Source organism: Streptomyces sp. NPDC025638 (genome assembly GCF_055558775.1).
The window spans coordinates 39,073-62,325 of the sequence record NZ_JBVHLX010000028.1 but is presented as its reverse complement, the minus strand read 5'-3'; the positions used below and the strand labels follow the sequence as shown (position 1 = coordinate 62,325).

17 protein-coding genes are annotated in these 23,253 nt (G+C 71.5%); 10 read left to right on the top strand and 7 right to left on the bottom strand.

Going from position 1 to position 23,253, the window contains the following annotated elements; genetic code table 11:
- The first annotated feature begins 89 nt into the window (after window positions 1-89).
- From ACZ4EG_RS42685 to ACZ4EG_RS42675, 3 genes are all read left to right on the top strand, one after another.
- The gene (locus ACZ4EG_RS42685; RefSeq protein ID WP_411577242.1) at window positions 90-1,208 is read left to right on the top strand and encodes an LLM class flavin-dependent oxidoreductase; all 1,119 of its coding nucleotides are present in this window, start codon (window positions 90-92) and stop codon (window positions 1,206-1,208) included.
- A 96-nt stretch (window positions 1,209-1,304) separates the two neighbouring features.
- A complete protein-coding gene (locus ACZ4EG_RS42680; RefSeq protein WP_467794465.1) occupies window positions 1,305-3,035 on the top strand; it encodes an N-acyl-D-amino-acid deacylase family protein in 1,731 nt (576 codons plus the stop codon).
- On the top strand, window positions 3,032-4,522 hold the full coding sequence (locus ACZ4EG_RS42675; protein ID WP_467794464.1) for an aldehyde dehydrogenase family protein: 1,491 nt from the start codon (window positions 3,032-3,034) through the stop codon (window positions 4,520-4,522). The genes ACZ4EG_RS42680 and ACZ4EG_RS42675 overlap by 4 nt, the downstream gene beginning before the upstream one ends.
- A 3-nt stretch (window positions 4,523-4,525) precedes the next feature.
- Here ACZ4EG_RS42675 and ACZ4EG_RS42670 read toward each other — a convergent pair whose 3' ends face one another.
- A complete protein-coding gene (locus ACZ4EG_RS42670) occupies window positions 4,526-4,921 on the bottom strand; it encodes a nitroreductase/quinone reductase family protein (protein ID WP_467794463.1) in 396 nt (131 codons plus the stop codon).
- A gap of 52 nt (window positions 4,922-4,973) precedes the next feature.
- Here ACZ4EG_RS42670 and ACZ4EG_RS42665 point away from each other — a divergent pair, with 52 nt between their 5' ends.
- Complete coding sequence (locus ACZ4EG_RS42665; RefSeq protein WP_467794462.1) at window positions 4,974-5,537, top strand: GNAT family N-acetyltransferase; 564 nt, start codon at window positions 4,974-4,976, stop codon at window positions 5,535-5,537.
- Here ACZ4EG_RS42665 and ACZ4EG_RS42660 read toward each other — a convergent pair.
- Window positions 5,491-6,936, bottom strand: coding sequence for a CehA/McbA family metallohydrolase (locus ACZ4EG_RS42660; RefSeq protein WP_467794461.1), 1,446 nt, complete (start codon window positions 6,934-6,936; stop codon window positions 5,491-5,493). The two genes, ACZ4EG_RS42665 and ACZ4EG_RS42660, sit on opposite strands and share 47 nt — an antisense overlap.
- Before the next feature lie 74 nt (window positions 6,937-7,010).
- On the opposite strand from ACZ4EG_RS42660, the gene ACZ4EG_RS42655 reads away from it, so the two are divergent.
- The 3 genes from ACZ4EG_RS42655 (at window position 7,011) to ACZ4EG_RS42645 (ending at window position 11,218) form a co-directional block, all read left to right on the top strand.
- A complete protein-coding gene (locus ACZ4EG_RS42655) occupies window positions 7,011-7,877 on the top strand; it encodes an LLM class F420-dependent oxidoreductase (protein ID WP_453554862.1) in 867 nt (288 codons plus the stop codon).
- Between the two features lie 69 nt (window positions 7,878-7,946).
- Complete coding sequence (locus ACZ4EG_RS42650; RefSeq protein ID WP_467794460.1) at window positions 7,947-10,532, top strand: bifunctional FO biosynthesis protein CofGH; 2,586 nt, start codon at window positions 7,947-7,949, stop codon at window positions 10,530-10,532.
- A gap of 101 nt (window positions 10,533-10,633) precedes the next feature.
- Window positions 10,634-11,218: a hypothetical protein gene (locus tag ACZ4EG_RS42645; protein WP_467794459.1), complete on the top strand. Its 585-nt coding sequence runs from the start codon at window positions 10,634-10,636 to the stop codon at window positions 11,216-11,218.
- Here ACZ4EG_RS42645 and ACZ4EG_RS42640 read toward each other — a convergent pair.
- Window positions 11,211-11,705 carry a DUF2165 domain-containing protein gene (locus ACZ4EG_RS42640; protein ID WP_467794458.1) on the bottom strand — a complete coding sequence of 165 codons (495 nt, stop codon included), beginning with the start codon at window positions 11,703-11,705 and terminating at the stop codon, window positions 11,211-11,213. The genes ACZ4EG_RS42645 and ACZ4EG_RS42640 overlap by 8 nt on opposite strands.
- 90 nt (window positions 11,706-11,795) lie before the next feature.
- Between ACZ4EG_RS42640 and ACZ4EG_RS42635 the strand changes: the two genes are divergently transcribed.
- Together ACZ4EG_RS42635 and ACZ4EG_RS42630 are read left to right on the top strand one after the other, a co-directional pair.
- Window positions 11,796-14,276, top strand: coding sequence for a tetratricopeptide repeat protein (locus tag ACZ4EG_RS42635; protein WP_467794457.1), 2,481 nt, complete (start codon window positions 11,796-11,798; stop codon window positions 14,274-14,276).
- 141 nt (window positions 14,277-14,417) lie between these two features.
- A complete protein-coding gene (locus ACZ4EG_RS42630; RefSeq protein ID WP_467794456.1) occupies window positions 14,418-15,536 on the top strand; it encodes an ADP-ribosylglycohydrolase family protein in 1,119 nt (372 codons plus the stop codon).
- Between the two features lie 34 nt (window positions 15,537-15,570).
- Here the strand turns inward: ACZ4EG_RS42630 and ACZ4EG_RS42625 are convergent, their stop codons facing one another.
- Window positions 15,571-17,118 (bottom strand): sodium:solute symporter family protein, encoded by a 1,548-nt coding sequence (locus ACZ4EG_RS42625; RefSeq protein WP_453554874.1) that lies wholly within the window; start codon window positions 17,116-17,118, stop codon window positions 15,571-15,573.
- 218 nt (window positions 17,119-17,336) lie between these two features.
- Window positions 17,337-18,122, bottom strand: a complete 786-nt coding sequence (locus ACZ4EG_RS42620) for an SDR family oxidoreductase (protein ID WP_467794472.1) — start codon at window positions 18,120-18,122, stop codon at window positions 17,337-17,339.
- 97 nt (window positions 18,123-18,219) lie between these two features.
- On the opposite strand from ACZ4EG_RS42620, the gene ACZ4EG_RS42615 reads away from it, so the two are divergent.
- On the top strand, window positions 18,220-19,062 hold the full coding sequence (locus ACZ4EG_RS42615) for a hypothetical protein (protein WP_453554876.1): 843 nt from the start codon (window positions 18,220-18,222) through the stop codon (window positions 19,060-19,062).
- 17 nt (window positions 19,063-19,079) lie between these two features.
- On the opposite strand, the gene ACZ4EG_RS42610 is transcribed toward ACZ4EG_RS42615, so the two are convergent.
- Window positions 19,080-20,990, bottom strand: coding sequence for an MFS transporter (locus tag ACZ4EG_RS42610; RefSeq protein WP_467794455.1), 1,911 nt, complete (start codon window positions 20,988-20,990; stop codon window positions 19,080-19,082).
- Window positions 20,991-21,187: 197 nt separating this feature from the next.
- Window positions 21,188-23,253, bottom strand: a 2,066-nt coding sequence (locus ACZ4EG_RS42605; RefSeq protein WP_467794454.1) for a D-alanyl-D-alanine carboxypeptidase, incomplete at its 5' end; no start/stop codon positions are given.

Sequence of the window (23,253 nt, the reverse complement as noted above, 5' to 3'; positions counted from 1 at the left end):
ACAGTCGGGGCGCTGGTTGAATCTGACGAGGCGTCAGAAACAGGTAAGCGTCAGAAACAGGCGAAGAACAACAGGGACGGTGAACCGCCTTGGAATTCGGGCTCTTTGTACAGGGATACGTGGGCAAGCGCGCCGAGACCGACCCGCTGGCCGAGCACAAGGCACTGATGGAGGAGACCGAGTACGTCATCCAGGCGGACAAGTCCGGCTTCAAGTACGCCTGGGCGTCCGAGCACCACTTCCTGGACGAGTACTCGCACCTGTCCGCCAACGACGTCTTCCTCGGCTACCTGGCCCACGCCACCGAGCGCATCCACCTCGGCTCGGGAATCTTCAACCCGCTCGCCCAGGTCAACCACCCGGTGAAGGTGGCCGAGAAGGTCGCCATGCTCGACCACCTCTCCGGCAACCGCTTCGAGTTCGGCAGCGGGCGGGGCGCGGGCAGCCACGAGATCCTCGGCTTCCTGCCGGGCGTGACCGACATGAACTACACCAAGGAGATCTGGGAAGAGACCATCGCCGAGTTCCCCAAGATGTGGCTCCAGGACGAGTACGCCGGCTTCCAGGGCAAGCACTGGCAGCTGCCGCCCAGGAAGGTCCTGCCCAAGCCGTACGGCAAGTCGCATCCGGCGATGTGGTACGCGGCCGGCTCGCCGCCGTCGTACGCCATGGCCGCGCGAAAGGGGCTCGGCGTGCTCGGCTTCAGCATCCAGAAGGTCTCCGACATGGAGTGGGTGCTGGAGCAGTACAAGACCGCCATCGTGAACGCGGAGCCCGTCGGGGACTTCGTGAACGACAACGTCATGGTGACGACCACGGCGATCTGCGCGCCGACGCACGACGAGGCGATCCGGATCGCGGCGTCCGGGGGGCTGCACTATCTGCCCTCGCTGGTGTTCCGGTACCACGACACGTTCCCGCGGCCCGAGGGCTTCCCGGTCTGGCCGGAGACCCTTCCCGAGTACACACCGGAGTTCGTGGAACTGCTGGTCGAGGAGGAGCTGCTGATCTGCGGTGATCCGGACGAGGTGCTGCGGCAGTGCAAGCGGTGGGAGCAGGCCGGGGCCGATCAGCTGAGCTTCGGGCTGCCGGTGGGGGTGCCGAAGGAGGAGACGCTGCAGACGATTCGGCTGATCGGGGAGCACGTGATTCCGAAGATCGACACGGATCCTGTGCATCGGACTACGCGGTTCCGGGCTGGGGCGTGATCGCCGTCGGCGGGTGCGGGTGCGTTGTGGCTGGTCGCGCAGTTCCCCGCGCCCCTTCAGGTTGGGCGTCGCGCCGGAGCCGAGAAAGGAGCCCCCATGCTTGATCACATCATCAAGGGCGCGACCGTCGTCGACGGGACGGGCGCGCCCGCCTTCACCGCCGACGTCGGCATCCGTGACGGTCGTATCGCCGTCGTCGGAACCGTCACCGAGGAGTCCCGGACCGGCGAGGACGCCACCGGACTCGTCCTCGCCCCCGGCTTCGTCGACCCGCACACCCACTACGACGCCCAGCTCTTCTGGGACCCGTACGCGACCCCGTCCCTGAACCACGGGGTGACCACGGTCGCGGCCGGGAACTGCGGGTTCACCCTCGCGCCCCTCAACCCGGACCGGCCCGAGGACGCCGACTACACCCGCCGCATGATGTCCAAGGTGGAGGGGATGTCCCTCGTCGCGCTGGAGGAAGGGGCGCCCTGGGACTGGACCTCCTTCGGGGAGTATCTGGACGCGCTCGAAGGGCGGATCGCCGTCAACGCCGGGTTCATGGTCGGGCACTGTGCCCTGCGCCGCTACGTGATGGGGCCGGACGCGGTCGGCGGACAGCCCAGCGAGGAGCAACTCGCCGAGATCGTACGGCTGTTGCACGAGGCCATGGACGCCGGCGCCTGGGGCTTCTCCACCACCCAGTCCAGCACGCACTCCGACGGGGACGGGCAGCCCGTCGCCTCCCGGCACGCGCTGCCCGCCGAGCTGCTGGCCCTGTCGAAGGCCGTCGGAGAGCACGAGGGCACGCAGATCGAGGCGATCGTCGCGGGCTGCCTGGACCAGTTCAGCGACGACGAGATCGATCTGTTCGTGGAGATGAGCGCGGCCGCCGGACGCCCCCTGAACTGGAACGTCCTCACGGTCGACGCGGCGGTCCCGGAGCGGGTGCCCAGGCAGCTGACGGCGAGTGAGCGGGCGCGGAAGGCGGGCGGGCGGATCGTCGCCCTCACCATGCCGATCCTCACGCCGATGAACATGTCGCTCGGCACGTTCTGCGCGCTCAACCTCATCCCCGGGTGGGGCCCGATCCTCGGCCTCCCCGTCCCCGAGCGGATCGCGCAGCTCCGTGACCCGGACGTGCGGGCGGAGTTGCTCCGGCGCGCCCGGTCGAAGGAGGCGGGCGTCTTCCGGCGGCTGGCGAACTTCGGGCGGTACGTCATCGGCGACACGTACAGCGAGGCGAACGCCGGGCTGACCGGCCGGGTGGTCCGCGACATCGCGGCGGAGCGGGGCCAGGAACCCTTCCACTGCCTGGTCGAGATCTGCGCCGCCGACGAGCTCCGTACGGTCCTGTGGCCCATGCCCACCGACAACGACCCGGACTCCTGGGCGCTCAGGGCGGAGACCTGGCGGCACGAGGACGTCATGCTCGGCGGCTCGGACGCGGGCGCGCATCTGGACCGCATGTGCGGAGCGCCGTACACCACCCGCTTCATCGGTGACTGTCTGCGCGGCCGGCAACTGCTGGGCCTGGAGCAGGCGGTGAAGATGCTGACGGACGACCCCGCGCGGCTGTTCGGGCTGCGCGAGCGCGGCCGGATCCGGGAGGGCTGGCATGCGGATCTGGTGCTGTTCGACCCGGAGCGGATCGACGCGGGCCAGGCCACCCTGGTGCACGACCTGCCGGGTGACAGTCCGCGGCTGGACTCCCGGGCGATCGGGGTGCAGGCCGTGTGGGTCAACGGCATCGAGGCGATCCGGGACGACGTGGTGAGCGGGGCCGTACCGGGGAAGGTGCTGCGTTCCGGGCGGGACACGAGGACGGTGAGCACCCGGTGAGTTCCCCGTCCGAAGGGCAGCGGCTGTTCATCGGCGGCGCCTGGGTGGAGCCGGACGCGGGTCACCACCTGGTGACCGACCCGGCGACCGAGGAGACCGTCGGCCTGGCGCCTGAGGCCTCGCGGCAGCAGGTGCGCGCGGCCTGCGCCGCGGCCCGCGAGGCCTTCGGCCCGTGGTCCCGGACGGCCCCGGAGGAGCGGGCGGCCGTGCTCGGGCGGGCCGCGGACATCATCCGCGGACAGCTGCTCCCGTACGCGGATCTGGCCCAGGCGGAGACCGGTGCCACGACCGGGACGGCGCGCGGGATGCAGGTGGGGGTGGCGGCGGCCCGCTTCCGCCGGTACGCGCGGGTCGAACCCGCCGAGTGGGCGATCCCGCCGCAGATCAACGAGGCGGGTGGGGGTACCTCCCACGCCCTTAAGGCAGTGGGGGCGGGGAAGGCGGGTGTGATGGGCGCGCTCGCGATACGCCAGCCCGTCGGCGTCGTCACCTGCGTCACGTCCTACAACAACCCGTGGGCGAATCCGGCCGGAAAGGTCGCCCCGGCGCTGGCCATGGGCAACACGGTGGTGGTGAAGCCGGCACCGCAGGACCCGCTGTCCGTCTACCGGATGGCGGAGGCGCTGGAGGCGGCTGGGGTCCCGCCCGGGGTGGTGAACGTGGTCTCCGGCCGGGCGGTGGAGGTCGGCGAGGAGGCCGTGGCGTCCCCCGACGTCGACATGGTGAGCTTCACCGGCTCCACTGCGGTGGGGCAGCGCATCGCCGAGGTGTGCGGGCGGCAGATGAAGCGGCAGCTGATGGAGCTGGGCGGAAAGGGGGCGGCGGTCGTCTTCGACGACGCGGACATCGGGTCGGCGGTGGCGGGGATCGGGACGACGTTCTCCTTCTACAGCGGCCAGATCTGCACGGCGCCGACACGGGTGCTGGCGCAGCGGGGCGTGTACGACCGTCTGGTCGGGCAACTCGCGGCTTACGCGGCCCGATTGAAGGTCGGCGATCCGAGGGAGCCGGACACGGTGGTGGGCCCGGTGATCTCGGCGGAACACCGCGACCGGGTGGAGTCGTACGTCGAACTGGCCCGCAAGGAGGGCGCGACGGTGGTGACGGGCGGCGAACGCCCTGCCCTCGACCGAGGCTTCTACGTCTCTCCCACCCTCCTCGCCGACTGCACGAACGACATGCGGGTGGCCCGGGAGGAGATCTTCGGCCCGGTGGTGTCGGTGATCCCCTTCGACGAGGAGGACGAGGGCGTGGCCCTCGCCAACGACTCCGACTACGGCCTGATCGACTACGTCTGGTCGGGTGATGTGGCCAGGGCCTTCCGGGTGGCCCGGCGGCTGCGGGCCGGCGGGGTCGGCGTCAACACCGTCGGCCGCAACATGGAGGCACCGTTCGGGGGCTTCAAGAAGAGCGGGGTGGGCCGGGACGTGGGCGTGTACGCCCTGCACGCGTACAGCGAGGTGCAGGCGATCGTCTGGCCGGGGTGAGGGTCAGCTCGTCAGATCCACCCGCACCGTCAGCAGATCGGTCCCGAGCGCCCACACCGCCGTGCTGTTCAGGCGGGGCAGGGTGCGCAGCCGGGCCACGGCGTCGTCGTCCGGGAGGAGGTGGGCGGTGCCGGTGTGCCAGCGGCCCCGGATACGGACGCGGACCGCCGGGTCGGCCTGGATGTTACGGACGTACTGGGACTTCTCGCCGAACTCCGAGACCAGCCAGAAGGAGTCACCGATACGGCGTCCGCCCACCGGCGTCTGTCGGGGCAGGCCGGACGTGCGGCCCGTGGTCTCCAGGACCGTCTGGAGCGGGATCCGGCGCAGGACCGGGTTGCCGAGGTGGCGCTGGAACCGGGTGACGGCTTGGTGCTTCAGATCGGTGTAGCGGGACATGCGCTCGGAGCCTCTCGCGGGCGGCTGGATCGGTTGATGCGAAGGTACGCCCATGAGCATCGTGAGAGCCGGGATCATCCGCACGGCGCGGCTGGAGTTGTTGCCGCTGCTCGTCGAGCATGCGGAGGAAATGGCAGGCGTGCTCTCCGATCCCGCCCTGCACGGCTACATCGGCGGCGCCCCCGACACCCCGCGGGAGCTGCGCTCGCGCTACCGGCGCCTCACCGCCGGTTCCCCCGATCCCGCCGTCACCTGGTTGAACTGGGTGATCCGGCTCCGGGACGAGGACCGGCTGACGGGCACCGTCCAGGCGACGGTCGGAGCGGCGGGGAGCAGCGGTACGGGCGCCGTCGCCGAGGTCGCCTGGGTCGTCGGGACGCCGTGGCAGGGGCGGGGCATCGCCTCCGAGGCGGCCCGCGGACTCGTCGGCCGGCTCGCAGAACAGAAGGGGGTGGCGGGCGTCATCGCCCACATCCACCCGGAGCACCGTGCATCCGCCGCCGTCGCCACCGCCGCCGGGCTCACGCCCACCGGTGAGATGCGGGACGGCGAGGTGCGGTGGCGCCGGGTCATCGGTCCGCGGTCTGCCGACGCCCGAGGAAGACCGGGTTCGTGAAGGCCGCCAGCGAGCCCGGCAGCGGGCCCAGCGCGGTCTCGTGACGCAGCTCCGCCCGGACGTAGGCCGCGTACGCCGGTGTCGTACGCCATTCGACCACCCCGGAGCCGGTCACCGGCAGTGGGTCGCTCGTCAGCAGGACGCCCTGGTCGGTGACGAGGCGGACGGTACAGCGCGGGGTGCCAGAGGCCTCCAGGCGCACGGTGACCGGGGTGTCGGGGTCCGACTCCAGCCGTTCGCCGATGCCCGCCCGTTGCCCGTCCTCGCCCGTCGCCGTGAACGTCAGCGCCACGTTCCTCGACTCGGCGACGTACGAGCGGCCCGCGCGCAGGCCCTCCTGGATCGCCTCCCGTGTGAGGTCGTCGGCGAGGACGACCGTCTGGGGCATGCCGACGACGTCCGGGTCGCGGTGGGCGTCGCTGTTGCCCATCGCGGGGAGCCAGCCCCGTCCCGACTCCCGCACCGAGGCCACCAGCTGCGCGTCCCAGGTGGCCAGTGCCACCTCGTCGTCGGGTGTGTAGGGGCCGTTCCACACCTCGACCGCGTCCGCCTCCGCGAAGCCGAACTTCCAGGCGCAGCCGACGCAGGTGGCGTGCGGATGGGCGGGGACGACCAGGCCGCCGGCCCGGTGGATGTGCCGGGCGAAGCGGCCGAAGCGGTGGTCCCGCGCCCGGTAGCGCCAGTCGACGAAGGTGCCGGGGTCGGTGCCGAGGGCCAGCACATGGCCGTTTCTCGTCGTGACCTCCTCGCCCAGCAGGATCAGCAGGTCGTCGCCCGCCTCGGCGGCCCAGTGAGCGTGTGCCGCGTTGGTGTTGTGCTCCGAGGTGTTGATGAAGTCCAGGCCGGCCGCCCGCGCCAGCGCCGCGATCTCGGCCGGGGTGCGGCGGCCGTCGGAGTGCCAGGAGTGCAGATGGCAGTCGCCCCGGTACCAGGCCCGGCCCCGGCCCTTGGCGCGGGCGGGCGGGTACACCGGCGGTACGACGATCCCCGGCTCGCCGTACCTGAGAGTGACCGTCAGCTCGTAGGTCAGGCCCTGGGGCGCCACCGTGTACGGGCCGAGGACGATGTGCCAGGTGCCCTCCCGCAGCGGGCCGGGGAGATAGCCCGGAGTCGCCTTGTCCGCGCGGACGAAGAACTCGGTGCGGGCGCCGCCGGACCAGCCGCGGAAGCCCTCGCCGCCCGGCTCGGTGCCGCGTTCGTCGAAGAGGCCGATGTCGAGGGCGTTCCCGGGGGTGCCGGGCGGCACGGGGGGCCTGTCGTAGGTGTAGGAGACCTTCAACTCGCTCACGCCTGCGGGGACTTCGACAGGAACGTAGACGTAGTCCGGGGAGCCGGGCGGCAGGGTGCCGCGTATCGTCCTCACCTTTCCCAACCTAGACGCGGCGGCTGGTCCCGTCATCGGCGCGATGCCGCCAAGGGCAATGCCTACCGGTCGGTATCGACAGGTGGCCCGGGGCTGGGTACACCTGGGACATGCGAATCGCCGTCACGATCTTCCTGACCGACGAGACCATCGCCCCCGTCCGGCTCGCCCGTGAGCTGGAACAGCGCGGCTTCGCCGGGCTGTATCTGCCCGAACACACCCATATCCCCGTCGAGCGGACCACTCCGTACCCGGCCGGGGGCGAGCTGCCGCGCGAGTACGGCCGCACGCTCGACCCCTTCGTCGCGCTCGGGCAGGCCGCCGCGGTGACCGAGCGGCTGGGGCTCGGCACCGGCATCACGCTCGTCGCCCAGCACGACCCGATCGCCCTCGCCAAGCAGATCGCGACCCTGGACCATCTGTCCGACGGGCGGTTCACGCTCGGCCTCGGCTTCGGCTGGAACGTCGAGGAGGCCGCCGACCACGGGGTCGAGTGGCGTACACGGCGGGAGCTGGTGCGCGACCGGATGGGGCTCATGCGAGCCCTGTGGGACGAGGAACCCACCTCCTACGAAGGGGAGTTCGGGAGCGTGCGGGCCAGCCGGGCCCACCCCAAGCCGGCCCAGAAGCCCAGGAGGCCGGTCGTCGGGCCCCGTACGCTCGTCGGCGGCGCCGCCGGGCCCAAGCTGTTCGCGCACATCGCCGAGTACGCCGACGGCTGGATGCCGATCGGCGGGCGCGGGCTCGCCGAGTCGTTGCCCGTGCTGCGCTCGGTGTGGGCGGACGCCGGGCGCGATCCGGCCGCCCTCCAGGTGGTGCCGTACGCCGTCCAGCCGACCCCCGGAAAGCTCGCCCACTATGCCGAACTCGGCATCGGGGAAACCGTGGTGCAGCTGCCGCCCGCCGGGGAGTCGGAGGTGCTGCGGGTGCTCGACGGCTACGCCCGATACCTGCCGGGAGCCAGTGACACCGTGTAACGACGAGCGTCCGGGGACGAATCGGACAGCACCTCTTTGCCCTGATCAACCCGAACGTATGCTCAAACAATGACGACTTCCGCGACCTCCGGAACCGGCCCGACCGAGAACTCCATGCGTCGCGCCCTCAGACGTGCCCGGGACGGCGTCGCCCTCGACGTCTCCGAGGCGGCGGTGCTGCTCCAGGCACGCGGCGAGGCCCTCGAGGACCTTGCCGCGTCCGCCGCCCGGGTACGGGACGCGGGCCTCGAGGCGGCGGGCAGGCCCGGTGTCATCACGTACTCGAAGAGCGTCTTCATCCCCCTCACCCGGCTGTGCCGGGACAAGTGCCACTACTGCACCTTCGTCACCGTCCCCGGCAAGCTCCGCCGCGCCGGGCACGGGATGTTCATGTCCCCGGACGAGGTCCTCGACATCGCCCGCAAGGGCGCGGCCCTCGGCTGCAAGGAAGCCCTGATCACCCTCGGCGACAAGCCCGAGGACCGCTGGCCGGAGGCCAGGGAGTGGCTCGACGCGCACGGCTACGACGACACCGTCGCGTACGTCCGGGCCGTCTCCATCCGCATCCTGGAGGAGACGGGTCTGCTGCCCCACCTCAATCCGGGCGTCTTGAGCTGGACGGACTTCCAGCGGCTCAAGCCGGTCGCCCCGTCGATGGGCATGATGCTGGAGACGACGGCGACCCGTCTGTGGTCGGAGCCCGGCGGCCCGCACCACGGCTCCCCGGACAAGGAGCCCGCCGTACGCCTGCGCGTCCTGGAGGACGCCGGCCGCTCCTCCGTGCCCTTCACCTCCGGGCTGCTCATCGGCATCGGCGAGACGTACGAGGAGCGCGCCGACTCCCTGTTCGCGCTGCGCCGCATCTCCCGCTCCTACCACGGCATCCAGGAGCTGATCATCCAGAACTTCCGCGCCAAGCCGGACACGGCGATGCGCGGGATGCCGGACGCCGAACTGGACGAACTGGTGGCCACGGCGGCGGTGGCCCGGCACATCATGGGCCCGGCCGCCTGCCTCCAGGCCCCGCCCAACCTCGTGGACAGCGAGTACGAGCGGCTCATCGGCGCCGGCATCGACGACTGGGGCGGGGTCTCCCCGCTCACCATCGACCACGTCAACCCCGAGCGCCCCTGGCCGCAGATCGAGGAGCTGACCGAGCGGTCCCGGGCGGCCGGCTTCGAGCTGCGTGAACGCCTGTGCGTGTACCCGGAGTTCGTCACACGCGGCGAGCCCTGGCTGGACCCGCGGCTGCTGCCGCACGTGCGGGCGCTGGCGGACCCGGACACGGGCCTGGCGCGGCCGGACGCGGTCGTCGAGGGGCACCCCTGGCAGGAGCCGGAGGAGGCCTTCGTCGCCACCGGGCGCACCGATCTGCACCGCACCATCGACACCGACGGCCGTACCTCCGACCGGCGCGACGACTTCGACGAGGTGTACGGCGACTGGGGCGCCCTGCGCGAGGCGGCCGCCCCGGGGATGGCGCCGGAGCGGATCGACGCCGACGTCCGCGCGGCCCTGACGACCGCGGCCGACGACCCGACACGGCTGACCGACGCCGAGGCGCTGGCCCTCTTCCACGCGGACGGCCCGGCGCTGGACGCGCTGACCGGGATCGCGGACGACGTGCGCAGGGCGGCGGTCGGCGAGGACGTGACGTACATCGTCACCCGGAACATCAACTTCACCAATGTCTGCTACACCGGCTGCCGCTTCTGTGCCTTCGCCCAGCGCCGCACGGACGCCGACGCCTTCACCCTGTCCCTGGAGCAGGTCGCCGACCGCGCCCAGCAGGCGTGGGACGTGGGCGCGGTCGAGGTGTGCATGCAGGGCGGGATCCATCCGGACCTGCCCGGGACGGCGTACTTCGACATCGCCAAGGCGGTCAAGGCCCGGGTCCCCGGCATGCATGTGCACGCCTTCTCGCCGATGGAGGTGGTCAACGGCGCGACCCGCACGGGCATGTCCGTCCGCGAGTGGCTCACGGCGGCCAAGGAGGCGGGCCTCGACAGCATCCCGGGCACGGCGGCGGAGATCCTCGACGACGAGGTCCGCTGGGTGCTGACCAAGGGCAAGCTGCCCGCGGCCACCTGGATCGAGGTCGTCACGACCGCACACGAGCTGGGCATCCGGTCGAGCTCGACGATGATGTACGGCCATGTCGACCAGCCCCGGCACTGGCTCGGCCATCTGCGCACCCTGGCCGGTATCCAGCGGCGGACGGGCGGTTTCACGGAGTTCGTGACCCTGCCCTTCATCCACACCAACGCGCCCGTCTATCTGGCGGGCATCGCGCGCCCCGGGCCGACGACGCGGGACAACCGGGCGGTGACGGCGATGGCCAGGCTGCTGCTGCACCCGTGGATCCCCAACATCCAGACAAGCTGGGTGAAGCTGGGCTCGGAGGGCGCGGCGGAGATGCTCCGCTCCGGCGCCAACGACCTGGGCGGCACGCTCATGGAGGAGACGATCTCCCGGATGGCGGGCTCGTCGTACGGCTCGTACAAGTCGGTCAAGGACCTGATCGCGGTGGCGGAGGCGGCCGGGCGCCCGGCACGCCCGCGGACGACGCTGTACGGGGAGGTGCCGGAGGAGCGGCAGCGGACGGCGGCGGCGTCGGACGGCCATCTGCCGGAGCTGCTGCCGGTGCTGGACTGAGGTCTGCCGGGGCCGGACGGCGGCAGTGCTCGGGGGCGCTCGCAGTACGATGATCCGACCCCCGTGCGATGGGGGACCCGGAGCTGAGGAGATGCGTGCCCGTGCCTGCCCGACTGCCCTCGTGGGCCTGGGTCACCGGCCTTACGGCGGGGGCGACCGCCGCCGTCGTCGTCCTCGCCGTACAGGCGGACAGGGGCCCGCACCCGACGGCCGCGTCCGTCCGGCCGAGCGTCTCGGCGTCGGGCGGCGCGCACGGGTCCGGCTCGTCGAAGCCCAAGTCGAAGCCGAAGACGTCCGCCGTCCCCGAGATACCGGCCGCCTCGGGCACGGGCCGCCGGGTCGTCTACTCGCTCGGGCAGAAGCGGGTGTGGCTGGTCGACGCGAGCGACAAGGCCGGCCGCTCCTTCACGGTGTGGCCGGGAACGGTGAGCCCCGACCCCGGCACGTACACGATCTCCAAGACCCTCGCGGCCACCACCGGCTCCGACGGTGCGCAGATCGAGCACATTCTGTACTTCGCGGCGAAATCCGGCCTGTCGATCGCCTTCTCCAACGCGGTCGACGGCTCCTCCCCGGCGCCCGCCGAGGGCAAGCAGACCAGCGGCATCCGCATGCCCAAGGCGGACGGCACGGCACTGTGGACCTTCGGCACGGAACCGAACACCAAGGTGACGGTCGTCAAGTAGCCGACTTCTCCGGCAGCTGTACGACGATCAGGGTGATCCCGGTGAGCACGAGGACGCGGGTCGCCGCGTCCAGCCCGTTCCAGGTCTTCGACTGCCACATGGCGAACCACTCACCGCCGATCGCGATGAACCCGGCGCCGAAGAGCAGCATGAGCATCAGCAGCCCGTAGGTGGAGAGCTGCCGGGCGCGGTCGTGCCGGCGTCTCGCCCAGAACCACGTCCCGGCGATCAGCACGAGCGCCGAGACCGTCTCCCACACGATGACGGCGATGTAGGCGGCATCCTGAAGCCCCTTGCTGGTGATCGCCCGCCACATCAGGTCGTCGTCCTTGAACGTGGTGTCCATGGCGAGAACATGCCGCACGAATTGCTGGTTGGTCCCGAAGTCCGTGATGTTCCCCAGGGCGACGAGGGAGATGTAGAGGGCGACGGTGGCGGTGAGCAGGGCCGCGGTGAGGGGAAGGGTGCGTGAGGTGGGAGTGGCCATGGAGGTGATCTTTCCCTGCCCGGCCCGCCACGTGCCGCTCGGATTGAGCCAGAATGACGGGGTGTCGGCTCCGGAGGAGGGGACGGACGGATGGCGCAGGCGCGGCCGTCGATGCAGGAGCTGATCGCACGGCGCAGGCGTGCCGGTTTCGTGGGGCGTGGCTCCGAACGGGCCGCGTTCCGGGCGAACTTCGGCATCCCGCCCGAGGACGAGCGACACCGCTTCCTCTTCCATGTGCACGGAAACGCGGGCGTCGGAAAGACCTTTCTGGTCCGGGAGTTGGAGCAGATCGCGCGGGAACTCGGCGCGCCGACCGTGTATGTCGACGAGGGCGCCGCGAGCGTCCCGGAGACGATGGCCGTGATCGGCCGCCAACTCACCGCGCAGGGCCACAGGCTGAAAGATCTGGACCGGATGCTGACCACGCACCGCGAACGCCGGCACGAGGCGGAGGCGGCCGCCGTCGCCGTACCGGAACCGGACGGGCCCTCGGCGGGCAGCCTGGCGCTGGCCCGGGCGGGCCTGGTGGGCCTCGGCCTCGTCCCGGTGGCCGGTGCCTTCGCGCCGGCGCTGGACGCGGACCGGATCGCCCAGGGCGCGGACCGGCTGCGGGCCGGCCTCAGCGCGCGCTTTCGCAATCAGGAGGACGTACAGCTGGTGCTGTCCCCGGAGCGGGTGCTGACGCCGGTGCTGCTGGGCGAGTTGGCCGCCGTCGCGTCGGCGGTCCCGTGGCTGGTCCTGTTCTTCGACACCTACGAGCGCACCGGGCCGTTCCTCGACGGCTGGCTGCACGAGGTGATGACCACCGACCGGTACGGGGTCCTGCCCGCCAACGTCGTCGTGGTGACCTCCGGCCAGCGTCCCTTCGACACCGCCCGCTGGGGCGGCTTCGCGGACTTCATGACCGATGTGCCGCTCGGGGCGTTCACGGAGGCCGAGGCGCGGGGGCTGCTGGCGGACCGGGGGGTGCGGGACGAGCCGGTGGTCGCCGAGGTGCTGCGGCTGACGGGCGGACTGCCGGTGCTCGTCTCCACGCTCGCCCAGGCCCGGCCCGCCGATCCGGACGACGTGGGCGATCCGAGCGCGGACGCCGTGGAGCGGTTCCTGAAGTGGGAGCGCGATCCGGTACGGCGCGGTGTCGCCCTGGCCTGCGCGCTGCCCCGGCGGCTGGACGCGGACGTGTTCCGGGCGGTGGTGGACTGCGAGGAGGCCGAACTCGACTCGCTGTACGGGTGGTTGAGAGGGCTGCCGTTCGTCGACGGGCGCGGGGAGCGGGTGCGGTACCACGATGTCGTACGGGTGCCGATGCTGCGGTTGCAGCGGACGCGGTCGCCGCGGGGGTGGGCCGAGCGGCACGGACGGCTCGCGGAGGTGTTCGGGCGCTGGCGGGACGAGGCCGAGGCCGGGCTGGACCTCCTGCGCCGGTGGGCGGACGCCGACTGGCGGGAGCTGCGGCTCGCGGAGTCCTACCACTCCTTGTGCGCGGCGCCCCGGGCCGCACTGCCCGCGATCCTGGCCGATGTTGTCCATGCCTGCGGGCAGGGCGACGAGGTGGCGCTGCGCTGGGCGCGGGTCCTGGTCGAGGCGGGTGAGGACGCGGCCGTGGAGGCCGTGCGGACCTGGGGGAACGGGCTGGCGGAGACGCTCGCGGGGAGCGGTCCGGCCGAGGCGCTCCGGCTGCTGCTGGATCGCGCGGGGGGCGACGAGCCGTGGCGGGCGGAGGCGCTGGCGCTGCGGGGTGACGCCTTCGCGCGGGACGGCGACCACGAGCGGGCGCTGGAGGAGTACGACCGTGCCCTCGCCCTCGACCCGGACCTGGTGCGGGCGCATCGCGCGAAGGCCGCGACCCGGGGCGGACTGGGGGACTACGAGGCCGCTGTCGCCGGTCTCGACCGGGTGGTCGCGCTGGAGCCGGACAATCCGTACAACGTCATCCTGCGCGGCGAGTACCACCGCCTCCTGCGTCACCACGACGAGGCGCTCCGGGACCTGACCGAAGGCATCCTCCGTGACCCCGCCAGCGAGTTCGCCCGGGCCTCGCGCGGCGCCGCCCATGAGCGCGCCGGCGATCTCGACGCGGCGCTGGCGGACCTCGACCGCGCGCTGGAACTCAAGCCGGACTATGCCTGGGCGCTCGGCCGCCGGGCCCGGGTCTGGCGCGGCCTCGGCGACCACGACCGGCAGCTGGCCGACCTCGACCGGGCGATCGCCCTCTGGCCCGACTGGGGCTGGGGCCACTGCGAACGGGGTGACGCGCTGCGTGTGGCCGGTCGCGACGAGGAAGCCCTCGCCGACTACACACGCGCGCTCACCATCGACCCCGAGTATGCGTCGGCATACGCGAGCCGGGGGGTGTCGCTGTCCAACCTCGGCCGCCACCGCGAGGCCCTCGCCGATCTGGACCGGGCCCTGGAGCTCAACCCCTCCTACCCGTGGGCCCTGTGCCGGCGGGCGGAGGTGCACCTCGACCTCGGAGACCCGGAGAGGGCGTCGGCCGACGTGGCCCGCGCGCTGGAGCTCAGCCCCGACTACGCCCCGGCCCGCACCCTGCACGACCGCCTCACCCGCTGACCGGCTCCCCGGTCACCCGAAGCGCTCAGCGCTGTACGGGAATGACCGGGCCAGGATGATTTGCCCCCGTGAACCGATCGTCCCCGGTCGATTACAGTGCTGAGCTGTCGTACGTACGGACACTGCGGTGAGGAGGTCTCGGTGGATGCGACATCCGGCGCCGTCTGGGGCCGCGCCGAGCAGCAGGACTTCCGCAGCAGGGTGCGCGGCACCCTCCTCGGTGCCGCCGTCGGGGATGCCCTCGGCGCGCCCGTCGACGGGCTCACCACGGAGGAGATCCAGACGTCGTACGGCGTCGAGGGCCTCGTCGACCTCGCCCTCGCCTACGGCAGACGCGGCGCCGTGACCCATCACACCCAGCTGACCCTGTTCACGGTGGACGGGCTGATACGCGCCCAGGTCCGCCGTGACACCGGCGCCTGGCATCCGCCGACCGATCTGCACCGGGCGTATCTGCGCTGGGCGGCCACCCAGCGGGACTGGGGCCCGGACGAGCGCCGCAAGGACGACGGCTGGCTGGCCCGCGAGGAGTGGCTGTATGCCCGCCGCGATCCGTCGCGTGCGCTGCTGATCGGCTTCGGGGACGAGAACATGGGCACGCTGGAGGCGCCCAAGAGCCCGGGCGAGCTGGGCCCGGAGGCCGTCGTCCGCTCGGCACCCTTCGGGCTGCTGGTCGGCTGGGAGCCGCAGCTGGTGCTGCAGCTGGCGGTGGAGTGCGCGACCCAGAGCCACGGTCACCCCACCGCGTATCTGTCGGCGGGCGCGTACGCCGTGATCGTGCACGCGCTGGCCCGCGGCGACAGCCTGGACGGCGCCGTGCAGCGCGCGCTCGCCCTGCTCGCCGTCCGCCCCGGCCACCAGCCCGTCTCCGACGCCCTCCAGCACGCGCTGGGCATGGTGCGGCAGGGGATGCCCGGCCCGGCGCGGGTGGAGGAGCTGGCGGGCGACGGGGCCGCGGACGGTCTGCTGGCCGCCGCCGTGTACTGCGCGCTGGTGGGGGAGGACGTACGGCACGGCCTGTGCCTGGCCGTCAACCAGGCCGGCCCCTCCGGCGCCACGGGCGCGCTGACCGGCGGTCTGCTCGGCGCCCTGCACGGCGAAACGGCCCTCCCGCCGGCCTGGCTGGCCGAACTGGAGGGCCGCCCCACGATCCTGGAACTGGCCGACGACTTTGCGATGGAGATGACCCAGGGCCCGGCGCTGCACGGTCCGGCGGGGGCGGCTCCGGGGTGGCTGGCCAGGTACCCGAGAGGCGCCTAGCCGTCGCCGTGGCCTTCGCCCTGGCCGCCCGTGGCTACGCGGGCTCGGTCTCCGCCGTGGCCGGCACCGGGGCCGCCGCCCCGTCTCCGTCCGTGTTGATCCGCTCGATGATCGCGAGCCGCTCCGGGGTGTCCTCCGGCTTCAGATAGCCGATCAGGATGTACAGGACCAGGGAGACGGCCAGCGGTACGGACACCTGGTACTGGAGCGGGACTCCGCCGTCGACGTTCCAGTTGATCGGGTAGTTGACCAGCCAGAAGGCCAGCAGACCCGCGGCCCAGCTGGTGAGCGCGGCCGTCGGGCCGGAGCGGCGGAACGGGCGGAGCAGGCCCAGCATCATCGGGATCGCGATCGGGCCCATCAGACCGGCGACCCACTTGATGACGACGGTGATGATGTCCTTGAACGCGGGGGAGTTGACCTGCGTCGCCACCGACATGGACAGGCCGAGGAAGACGACCGTGGTCACCCGCGCCGCGATCAGCCCCGACCGCTCGTTCCAGGCCCGGGCCCGGGCCGAGAGCACGGGCGCCACGTCCCGGGTGAACACCGCGGCGATCGCGTTGGCGTCGGAGGAGCACATGGCCATGGTGTGGGAGAAGAAACCGACGATGACCAGGCCCAACAGGCCGTGCGGCAGGAGCTGTTCGGTCATCAGGGCGTAGGAGTCGGAGCCGTCAGGCTTGTTGGCGTGCACCAGCAGCGGCGACATCCACATGGGGAAGAAGAGGACCACGGGCCAGATCAGCCAGAGGGCCGCCGACAGACGTGCGGACCGGGTGGCCTCCCGCGGGCCGGCCGTCGCCATGTAGCGCTGGGCCTGGTTGAGCATGCCGCCGTTGTACTCGAAGAGCTTGATGAAGAGGAACGCGAGCAGGAAGACGGTGCCGTACGGGCCGACCAGCGGCTTGCCGTGGCCGTGCAGCGCGGGCTCGTCCCAGGCGCCGAGGAAGCCGATGTTCTTGTCGTCGAGCTTGATCACGACCGCGACGAACATCGACAGACCGGCGAGCAACTGGATGACGAACTGGCCGAGTTCGGTCAGCGCGTCCGCCCACAGGCCGCCGATCGTGCAGTACACGGCCGTGATGGCGCCGGTGATGAGGATGCCCTGGTTCAGCGAGACGCCGGTGAAGACCGACAGCAGCGTTGCGATCGCCGCCCACTTCGCGCCCACGTCCACGATCTTCAGCAGCATGCCGGACCAGGCCAGGGCCTGCTGGGTAGGCAGGTTGTAACGGTTCTTCAGATACTCCAGCGGAGAGGCGACATGGAGCCTGGACCGCAGCCGGTTGATGCGCGGCGCGAACATCTTCGAGCCGACGGCGATGCCGAGCGCGATCGGGAAGGACCAGGTGACGAAGGAGGTGACGCCGTAGGTGTAGGCGATGCCCGCGTATCCGGTGAACATCACCGCGCTGTAGCCGGACATGTGGTGCGAGATGCCGGACAGCCACCAGGGCATCTTGCCGCCGGCCGTGAAGAAGTCGCTGACGTCGTCCACGCGCTTGTGCGACCAGATGCCGATCGCGACCATCACGCCGAAGTAGGCGATGAGCACGGTCCAGTCGAGACCGTTCATATGCCCCCCTTCCAGGGTCCGCCTTGTGAACTCCGCCCAGCTGGCTGGCACTTCGCATAGGCGGAGCGGGGACGGGGAAGGCCGCGAAGTGCCCGCTCATCGTGGGTGCGGTTACGCGAGCACGACAAGCAAGCGGAAGGTCAAGAGCAAGCAAAAATGTTCTGCTTGCTGACCTTGGTTCACCTATATGAACAGCTCGCCGAGCTGGGAGCATCACCTCAACGCATCAGCTCCCCGGCGTTGACCAGCAGGGACTGCCCGGTGATGGCCCGCGCCCGGTCGGAGGCGAGGAACACCGCCGCGTCTGCCACATCGCCGTCCGTCGCCAGTTCCGGGAGGGCCATTCGGGCTGTCAGGCGTTTCAGGACCGTGGCCTCCGGTACGGACTCCGTGTGGGCGGTGAACTGGACGTAGGCCTGTACCGGTGGGCCCCACATCCAGCCGGGCAGGACCGTGTTGACGCGGATCCGGTGGGGGCCGAGTTCGCGGGCCAGGGAGTACATCGCGCTGGTCAGGGCGCCCTTCGAGGCGGCGTACGCGGCCTGCTTCACCTGCGAGGGCGCGGCGACCGCCGACTGGGTCCCGATGAAGACGACCGAACCGCCGTGCTCCTTGAGTGCCGGCAGACAGGCCCGGGTCATGCGCAGCGACCCCAGCAGATTGACGTCGATCACCGACTGCCAGGTCGCGAAGTCCGCGTCCTCGACACCGCCGAAGTAGGAGTCCCAGGCCGCCACATGCACCACGGCGTCGATCGCCCCGAACCGCTCCCGCGCCAGCCCCGCCAGCGCCTCGCACTGCCCCTCGTCGGTGATGTCCGTCGCCCGGTACGCCGTGTGCGCCCCGTCCGGATCGATCTCGGCAGCACTCTTCGCGAGGTTGGCCTCGGTGCGCGCCCCGAGCACCGCGTTCCCCCCGTCCCGTACGACCGCCGCCGCGACCTGGTGACCGAGACCCGCACCGACCCCCGAGACGACGACGGTCTTGCCCGCGAGCAGTGACATGGCGGCCTCCCGACCCTGGCGCTTCATCTGACGGTCCGTCAGAGTATGGGCGAGCGCCGGAGGACGGAAGAGAGAGCGGAAGCGGAAGGGGAACGGCATGAGCGAGGAGACCCGCAGCGAGCGGTACGCCGAACTGGCCGCCGTCGGCCCGTACGGCGTCCGCCCCGGCCACGCCCTGATCACCATGGTCGAGCCGCACCCCGGCCACGAGTACGCCTACAACCGCTGGTACGAGGACGACCACTACTACGCCGGCGCGATGGCCATGCCCTGGATGTACGCGGGCCGCCGCTGGGTGGCGACGCGGGACCTCCAGCTCCTGCGCTACCCGGAGAAGTCCGCGATAGCCCAGCCCGTGACCGCCGGCTGCTACATCTCGACGTACTGGATCACCGACGGCCGCTACGACGACCACATGAAGTGGACCGTCGCCATCAACAAGCGCCTCAACCGCGACGCCCGCGTCTACCAGGACCGCACCCACGTCTTCACGGCCTTCCAGGACCACGAGACGACCGTCTACCGCGACGGCGCGGCGGGACCGAGGGACTTCCACGCCCTCGACCATCCCTACGCGGGCCTGGTGGTCGAGGTCGTCGACGCCGAGTCCCCGGACCGGCGCGCCGAACTCCTGGAGTGGCTCCGCTCCCGGCACCTCCCGAAGCGGGTGGCGGCCTCCCCTACGGCCATGGTGACCGTCTTCCGCCCGACCCCGCTCCCCGGCGACCGCATGACCTATGTGAAGCAGGTCGAGGGCGTCGACACCCGGCTCACCCTGCTGTGGTTCCTGGAGACGGATCCCCGGGAGTGCTGGCAGGGGCACTTCACCGGCCTGGACGAGCAGGTGGCGGAGTCGGGACTGGGGCGGGTCGAGCTGGTGGCGCCCTTCATCCCGACGATTCCGGGCACGGACCAGTACGTGGCGGAGCTACGCGGCTGATCCGGGGCCCGGGACGGTCACTTCAGCTCGTCGGGGCACGGAGTGCCCCGGGGCAGCTGGTAGGGCGCGGCCAAGCGGTACGTACCGGCCTTGGGCGCCAGCAACATCGTCCACTTGTCCCCCTGCGCGTCCTGCTGCGTCTCCATCAGACACCCGTTGACGTTGTCGTACGTCTTCGGCATGCCGTCCGCGCGGTGCTTGGAAGCCCGTGTCTCCTGCGGCGGCTTGAGGCTCTTGCCCTGGGCGTCGACGATGCTCAGCCACGGCGAGTACGGGATGCGGATGAGGATGCGGCCGGCATGGCGGACCTCGATCGTCAGCTCGCCCTGCTCGGCGCGGTCGACCACCGCGTCGGGCTCGGCGAGCGACGCCGGGTCGGTCACCTTGAACAGCTGCCAGTTGGCGTCGCCCCAGATCTGCTTCAGATACGGCATACCGCGCTGGACCAGGGCCCGCTCGCGCTCGCCGCCGTCCCCGTCCGGATCGTCCTTGGGCAGCACGACGAAGTGGACGGCCCAGCGCTGGAGCCATTCGTGGTAGTTCGCCGAGTTGAGCGTGTCGTCGTAGAAGAGCGGATTGCGCTCCATGTCGGCCTGGCGGTTCCAGCCGCGGGCCAGGTTGACGTACGGCGCGAGCGCGGAGGCCTCGCGGTGCGAGCGGGCCGGGACCACCTCGACGCGGCCCTTCTCGGCGCCGACCTCCTGCAGCTCGTTCACGAGCGGGGCCAGCTCGCGCGCCCAGGACGCCGCCGGGGTCGTATGGATGATGTCGTCGACCGACTTGAAGCCGATCCAGCCGACGGTCCCGAGGAACGCCAGCACGATCGTGTACCACTTGCGCGAGCGCGGTACCGCGAACGGTAGCGCCGCGATCAGCGTCACGCCCGCGAACAGCATCGGCAACCGCGAGATGTTCGATCCGATCTGCGAGCTGACCAGCCAGACCAGTACCACCCCGATGCTGAAGACCGCGGCGGTCAGCCGGACGGTCCGCCACTCCTTGGGGACGAGGAAGAGGCACAGCAGCCCGTACGACAGCGGCAGGATCACCGAGAAGATCGTCATCGGCTGGGTGCCGGAGAAGGGGAACAGCCAGGCCGAGACGGCGACGACCGCCGTCGGCGCGAGCCCCAGCGCCCAGGCGCCCGGCCGCCGCTTCTGCAGGAAGAGCGCCGCCGCGACCAGGCCCACGAACAGGCCCGCGACGGGGGAGCCCATGGTGGCGAGCGCGGCGAGCGGCGCGGCGACCAGCGCCTTCGCCCACCGTTTGTGCCGCCAGCGGTACGGCCAGCAGAACACGGCCGCGACCGCGCCGAGCGCGAACACCGTGCCGAGGCCGAAGGTCACCCGGCCCGAGACCGCGTTGCAGATCAGCGCGAAGACCCCGGCCAGCGCGGCCCACAGCGGGTTCTTCACGACCCGGCTGCGGATGAGGATCAACGTCAGCAGGCCCGCCGAGACCGTCCCGGCGATCATCATCGTCGTACGGACACCGAGGACCGACATCAGGTAGGGCGACACCACGCTGTACGACACCGGGTGCATCCCGCCGTACCAGGCCAGGTTGTACGCCGAATCGGGGTGCCGCCCGACGAACTCGGCCCACGCGTCCTGCGCCGCGAGGTCGCCGCCACTGTTGGCGAACGTGAAGAACCAGATGACGTGCAGCACACCGGACAGCGCGGTCATGGACAGCACGGGATGGAGCAGCAGACGCTGTCGCAGGGGCTCGGCGGCGGCGAGCAGCCGGGCCCGTCTGCCGGTGCGGCCGGCGCCCGGGCCGTCCTCACGGCGGTCGTCGCGGCTGTCGCCGGGGCCGTGCGGCCCGGTGCCGTGACCGTCCGTGTCAGCTTCGGGCAGGCGTATTCGCGGGCCGGATCCCGGGCCCGGATCGGCGTCGTCGGCGCGTGTCGGCTCCGCTGTGGCCACCTGAAGGCACTCCCCGTGTCCCGTCTTCTGTTCTCGGCCGTGTCCCTTGGTGTTCCCGGCCGCTTCTCGTCCAGTTCGCGGCCTGGTCCCGCTGACCGGCGACCTGCCCCGATTCGTGACGCTAGCACGCACCCCGCCGCGGGGCTCCCGGGTGGGGGCTCCGCGACGGGGTGCGGTGACGGAACGTGCCGTATGCGTCAGCCGAGACGGGTCAGCTTGCTGCTGAAGCCGGGCTCGGTCAGGTCCTTCTGCAGGGCCACCGGGACCTGCACCGCGCCGCTCTTGCCGTCACCGACGGTGAGCGTGCCGACCTTGGTCCCGGCCTTCGCGGTGTGCGGGACGGTGTCGGACGCGAAGGACAGCTTCACCTTCAGACCGGCCCAGCCGACGGCGGTGACGTCCTCGGTGACGACCACCGGGGTGTGCCCGTCGAGGCCGTCGTCCACATACCCGACCACATCGCCCTTCTTCACGGTCTTCGCCGAGGTGAGCGCGTCCTCGGCCGCGAGCAGCGCCGTCTTGCTGACCGCGTTGACCGTGTCGAGGATCGACGGCTTGTGCTGGCCGAGGATCGCGCCGACGACGGTGACCGTCTCGCCGCCGACCTTCTTGCGGGCGGCGAAGAGCAGGTTGCCGCCGGCCGCGGTGGTGCTGCCGGTCTTGATGCCGATCGCGCCCACGAGGTAGGGGAGCTGGTTGTAGTTCGGCCAGTTGTGTCCGGAAGGGTCCTTCCAGCTGGCCGCGCTGGTGATCGCGACGAGAGCCGGGACCTTCACGACCGCGTTGCCGAGCTTCACCTGGTCCCCGGCCGTGGAGACGGTGCTCTCCTTCAGCCCGGAGGGGTCGGTGTACGTCGTCGCCGTCATCCCGAGCTCCTTGGCGGTGGCGTTCATCTTCTTGACGAACGCCGCCTCGGAGCCGCCCGCGTCCCAACGGGCCAGCAGACGGGCGATGTTGTTCGCGGACGGGATCATGACAGCCGACAGGGCCTGCTTCAGCGTGAGCTTGTCGCCGGCCTTGATGCTGTTGAGCGTGGACTCGCCGGTCTTGTCGTAGCCGCCCTCCTTCTCGGCGGTGGCGTCGACGGTGATGGTCGGACCCTCCTCGCCCGCCTTGAGCGGGTGGTCCTTCAGCACGATGTACGCGGTCATCGTCTTGGCCACCGAGCCGATGGCGACGGGGGTCTGCTTGCCGAAGCTGTCCATCGTGCCGATGCCGTCGACGTCCATCCAGCCCTGGCCCTCGGAGGGCCAGGGGAGGGTGACCTTGCCGCCTTCGAACTGGTACGACTCCTCGGCGGTCAGCGCGAGGGTGGGGGTGGGCAGGGGGCGCATGGCCTGTACGACCGCAAAGATGATCACCAACAGGACGACCAGCGGGGTCCAGATCTTGACCCGCCGCACGATCGTCCTGACCGGGGTCTCCGGCGGCGGGGGCGTGTTCGTCAGCTCGGCGAGCAGGTCGAGCGGGGGCTTGGGCGGGAGCGGCTGCTGGGTGGTGCGCTCGGGGCCGACCTGGGGGATGGCGGTGGTGACGTCGGCCGGGGCCGGTGCGGGCGCCTGGGTCGGCGGCTTCGGCTTGCGGGCTGCCGGGTCGTCGAGGGGCTTGAGCGCGACGAACTTGCTGGTGCGTTCGGCTTCCGCCGGCTCGGAGGGCTTCGGCTTCGGCGTGCCGCCCAGCTTGAGCATGGTGGTCGGCTGGTCGACCTGGGGCTTGGGCCTGGGCGCCTTGAAGACGGCGGTGGGGTGGTCGACGGGGGGCTTGGGGGCGTCGGTGGGCTTGGCGTCGGCCTCGGCTTCGCCTTCGGCCGTGCTGTTCCCACCCGCACCACCCGTGCGGCTTTCGTCCTTGGGTGCGGGTGGCCCCTGTGGGGCGTCCTCGCCGTCGGCGGCTCGCGGGTCGCGGGGAGTCCTGGGGTCGGGCGTCGACTTCGGGGCGGAGCCCTTCGCGTCGGCACCCGCCTTCGACGTGGAAGCCGGCTCGGCGTCAGCGGCAGGCTCGTCCTCGTCACCGCCGCCCGCCTCCGGGGCGTCGGCGTACTTGGTGCCGGCCTGTGCCGCGCTCCGGGCGTCCTCGGGCGTGGAGTCGGCCTTGGCGTCGGCCGGGGACTCGTCCTCGTCGTTCGCCTCGGAGCCGGACCGTGCCGCTTCGTGGCCGTGCTCGCCGTCGGAGTCGGCGTGCGTCTCGTCCTCGGTCTCCGAACCGGCCGCGGTCTCACTCGCCTTGGCCCCGGAGTCCGCCTGGGCCGCGCTCCGGGCGTCCT

Excerpts from the sequence above, each read along its gene's own strand:
- ACZ4EG_RS42640 (WP_467794458.1), bottom strand. The coding sequence starts at position 11,705 with ATGGCCACTCCCACCTCACGCACCCTTCCCCTCACCGCGGCCCTGCTC.
- ACZ4EG_RS42670 (WP_467794463.1), bottom strand. The coding sequence starts at position 4,921 with ATGTCCCGCTACACCGATCTGAAGCACCAAGCCGTCACCCGGTTCCAG.
- ACZ4EG_RS42635 (WP_467794457.1), top strand. The coding sequence starts at position 11,796 with ATGGCGCAGGCGCGGCCGTCGATGCAGGAGCTGATCGCACGGCGCAGG.
- ACZ4EG_RS42625 (WP_453554874.1), bottom strand. The coding sequence starts at position 17,118 with ATGAACGGTCTCGACTGGACCGTGCTCATCGCCTACTTCGGCGTGATG.
- ACZ4EG_RS42615 (WP_453554876.1), top strand. The coding sequence starts at position 18,220 with ATGAGCGAGGAGACCCGCAGCGAGCGGTACGCCGAACTGGCCGCCGTC.
- ACZ4EG_RS42620 (WP_467794472.1), bottom strand. The coding sequence starts at position 18,122 with ATGTCACTGCTCGCGGGCAAGACCGTCGTCGTCTCGGGGGTCGGTGCG.
- ACZ4EG_RS42655 (WP_453554862.1), top strand. The coding sequence starts at position 7,011 with ATGCGAATCGCCGTCACGATCTTCCTGACCGACGAGACCATCGCCCCC.
- ACZ4EG_RS42650 (WP_467794460.1), top strand. The coding sequence starts at position 7,947 with ATGACGACTTCCGCGACCTCCGGAACCGGCCCGACCGAGAACTCCATG.
- ACZ4EG_RS42680 (WP_467794465.1), top strand. The coding sequence starts at position 1,305 with ATGCTTGATCACATCATCAAGGGCGCGACCGTCGTCGACGGGACGGGC.
- ACZ4EG_RS42660 (WP_467794461.1), bottom strand. The coding sequence starts at position 6,936 with ATGACGGGACCAGCCGCCGCGTCTAGGTTGGGAAAGGTGAGGACGATA.
- ACZ4EG_RS42665 (WP_467794462.1), top strand. The coding sequence starts at position 4,974 with ATGAGCATCGTGAGAGCCGGGATCATCCGCACGGCGCGGCTGGAGTTG.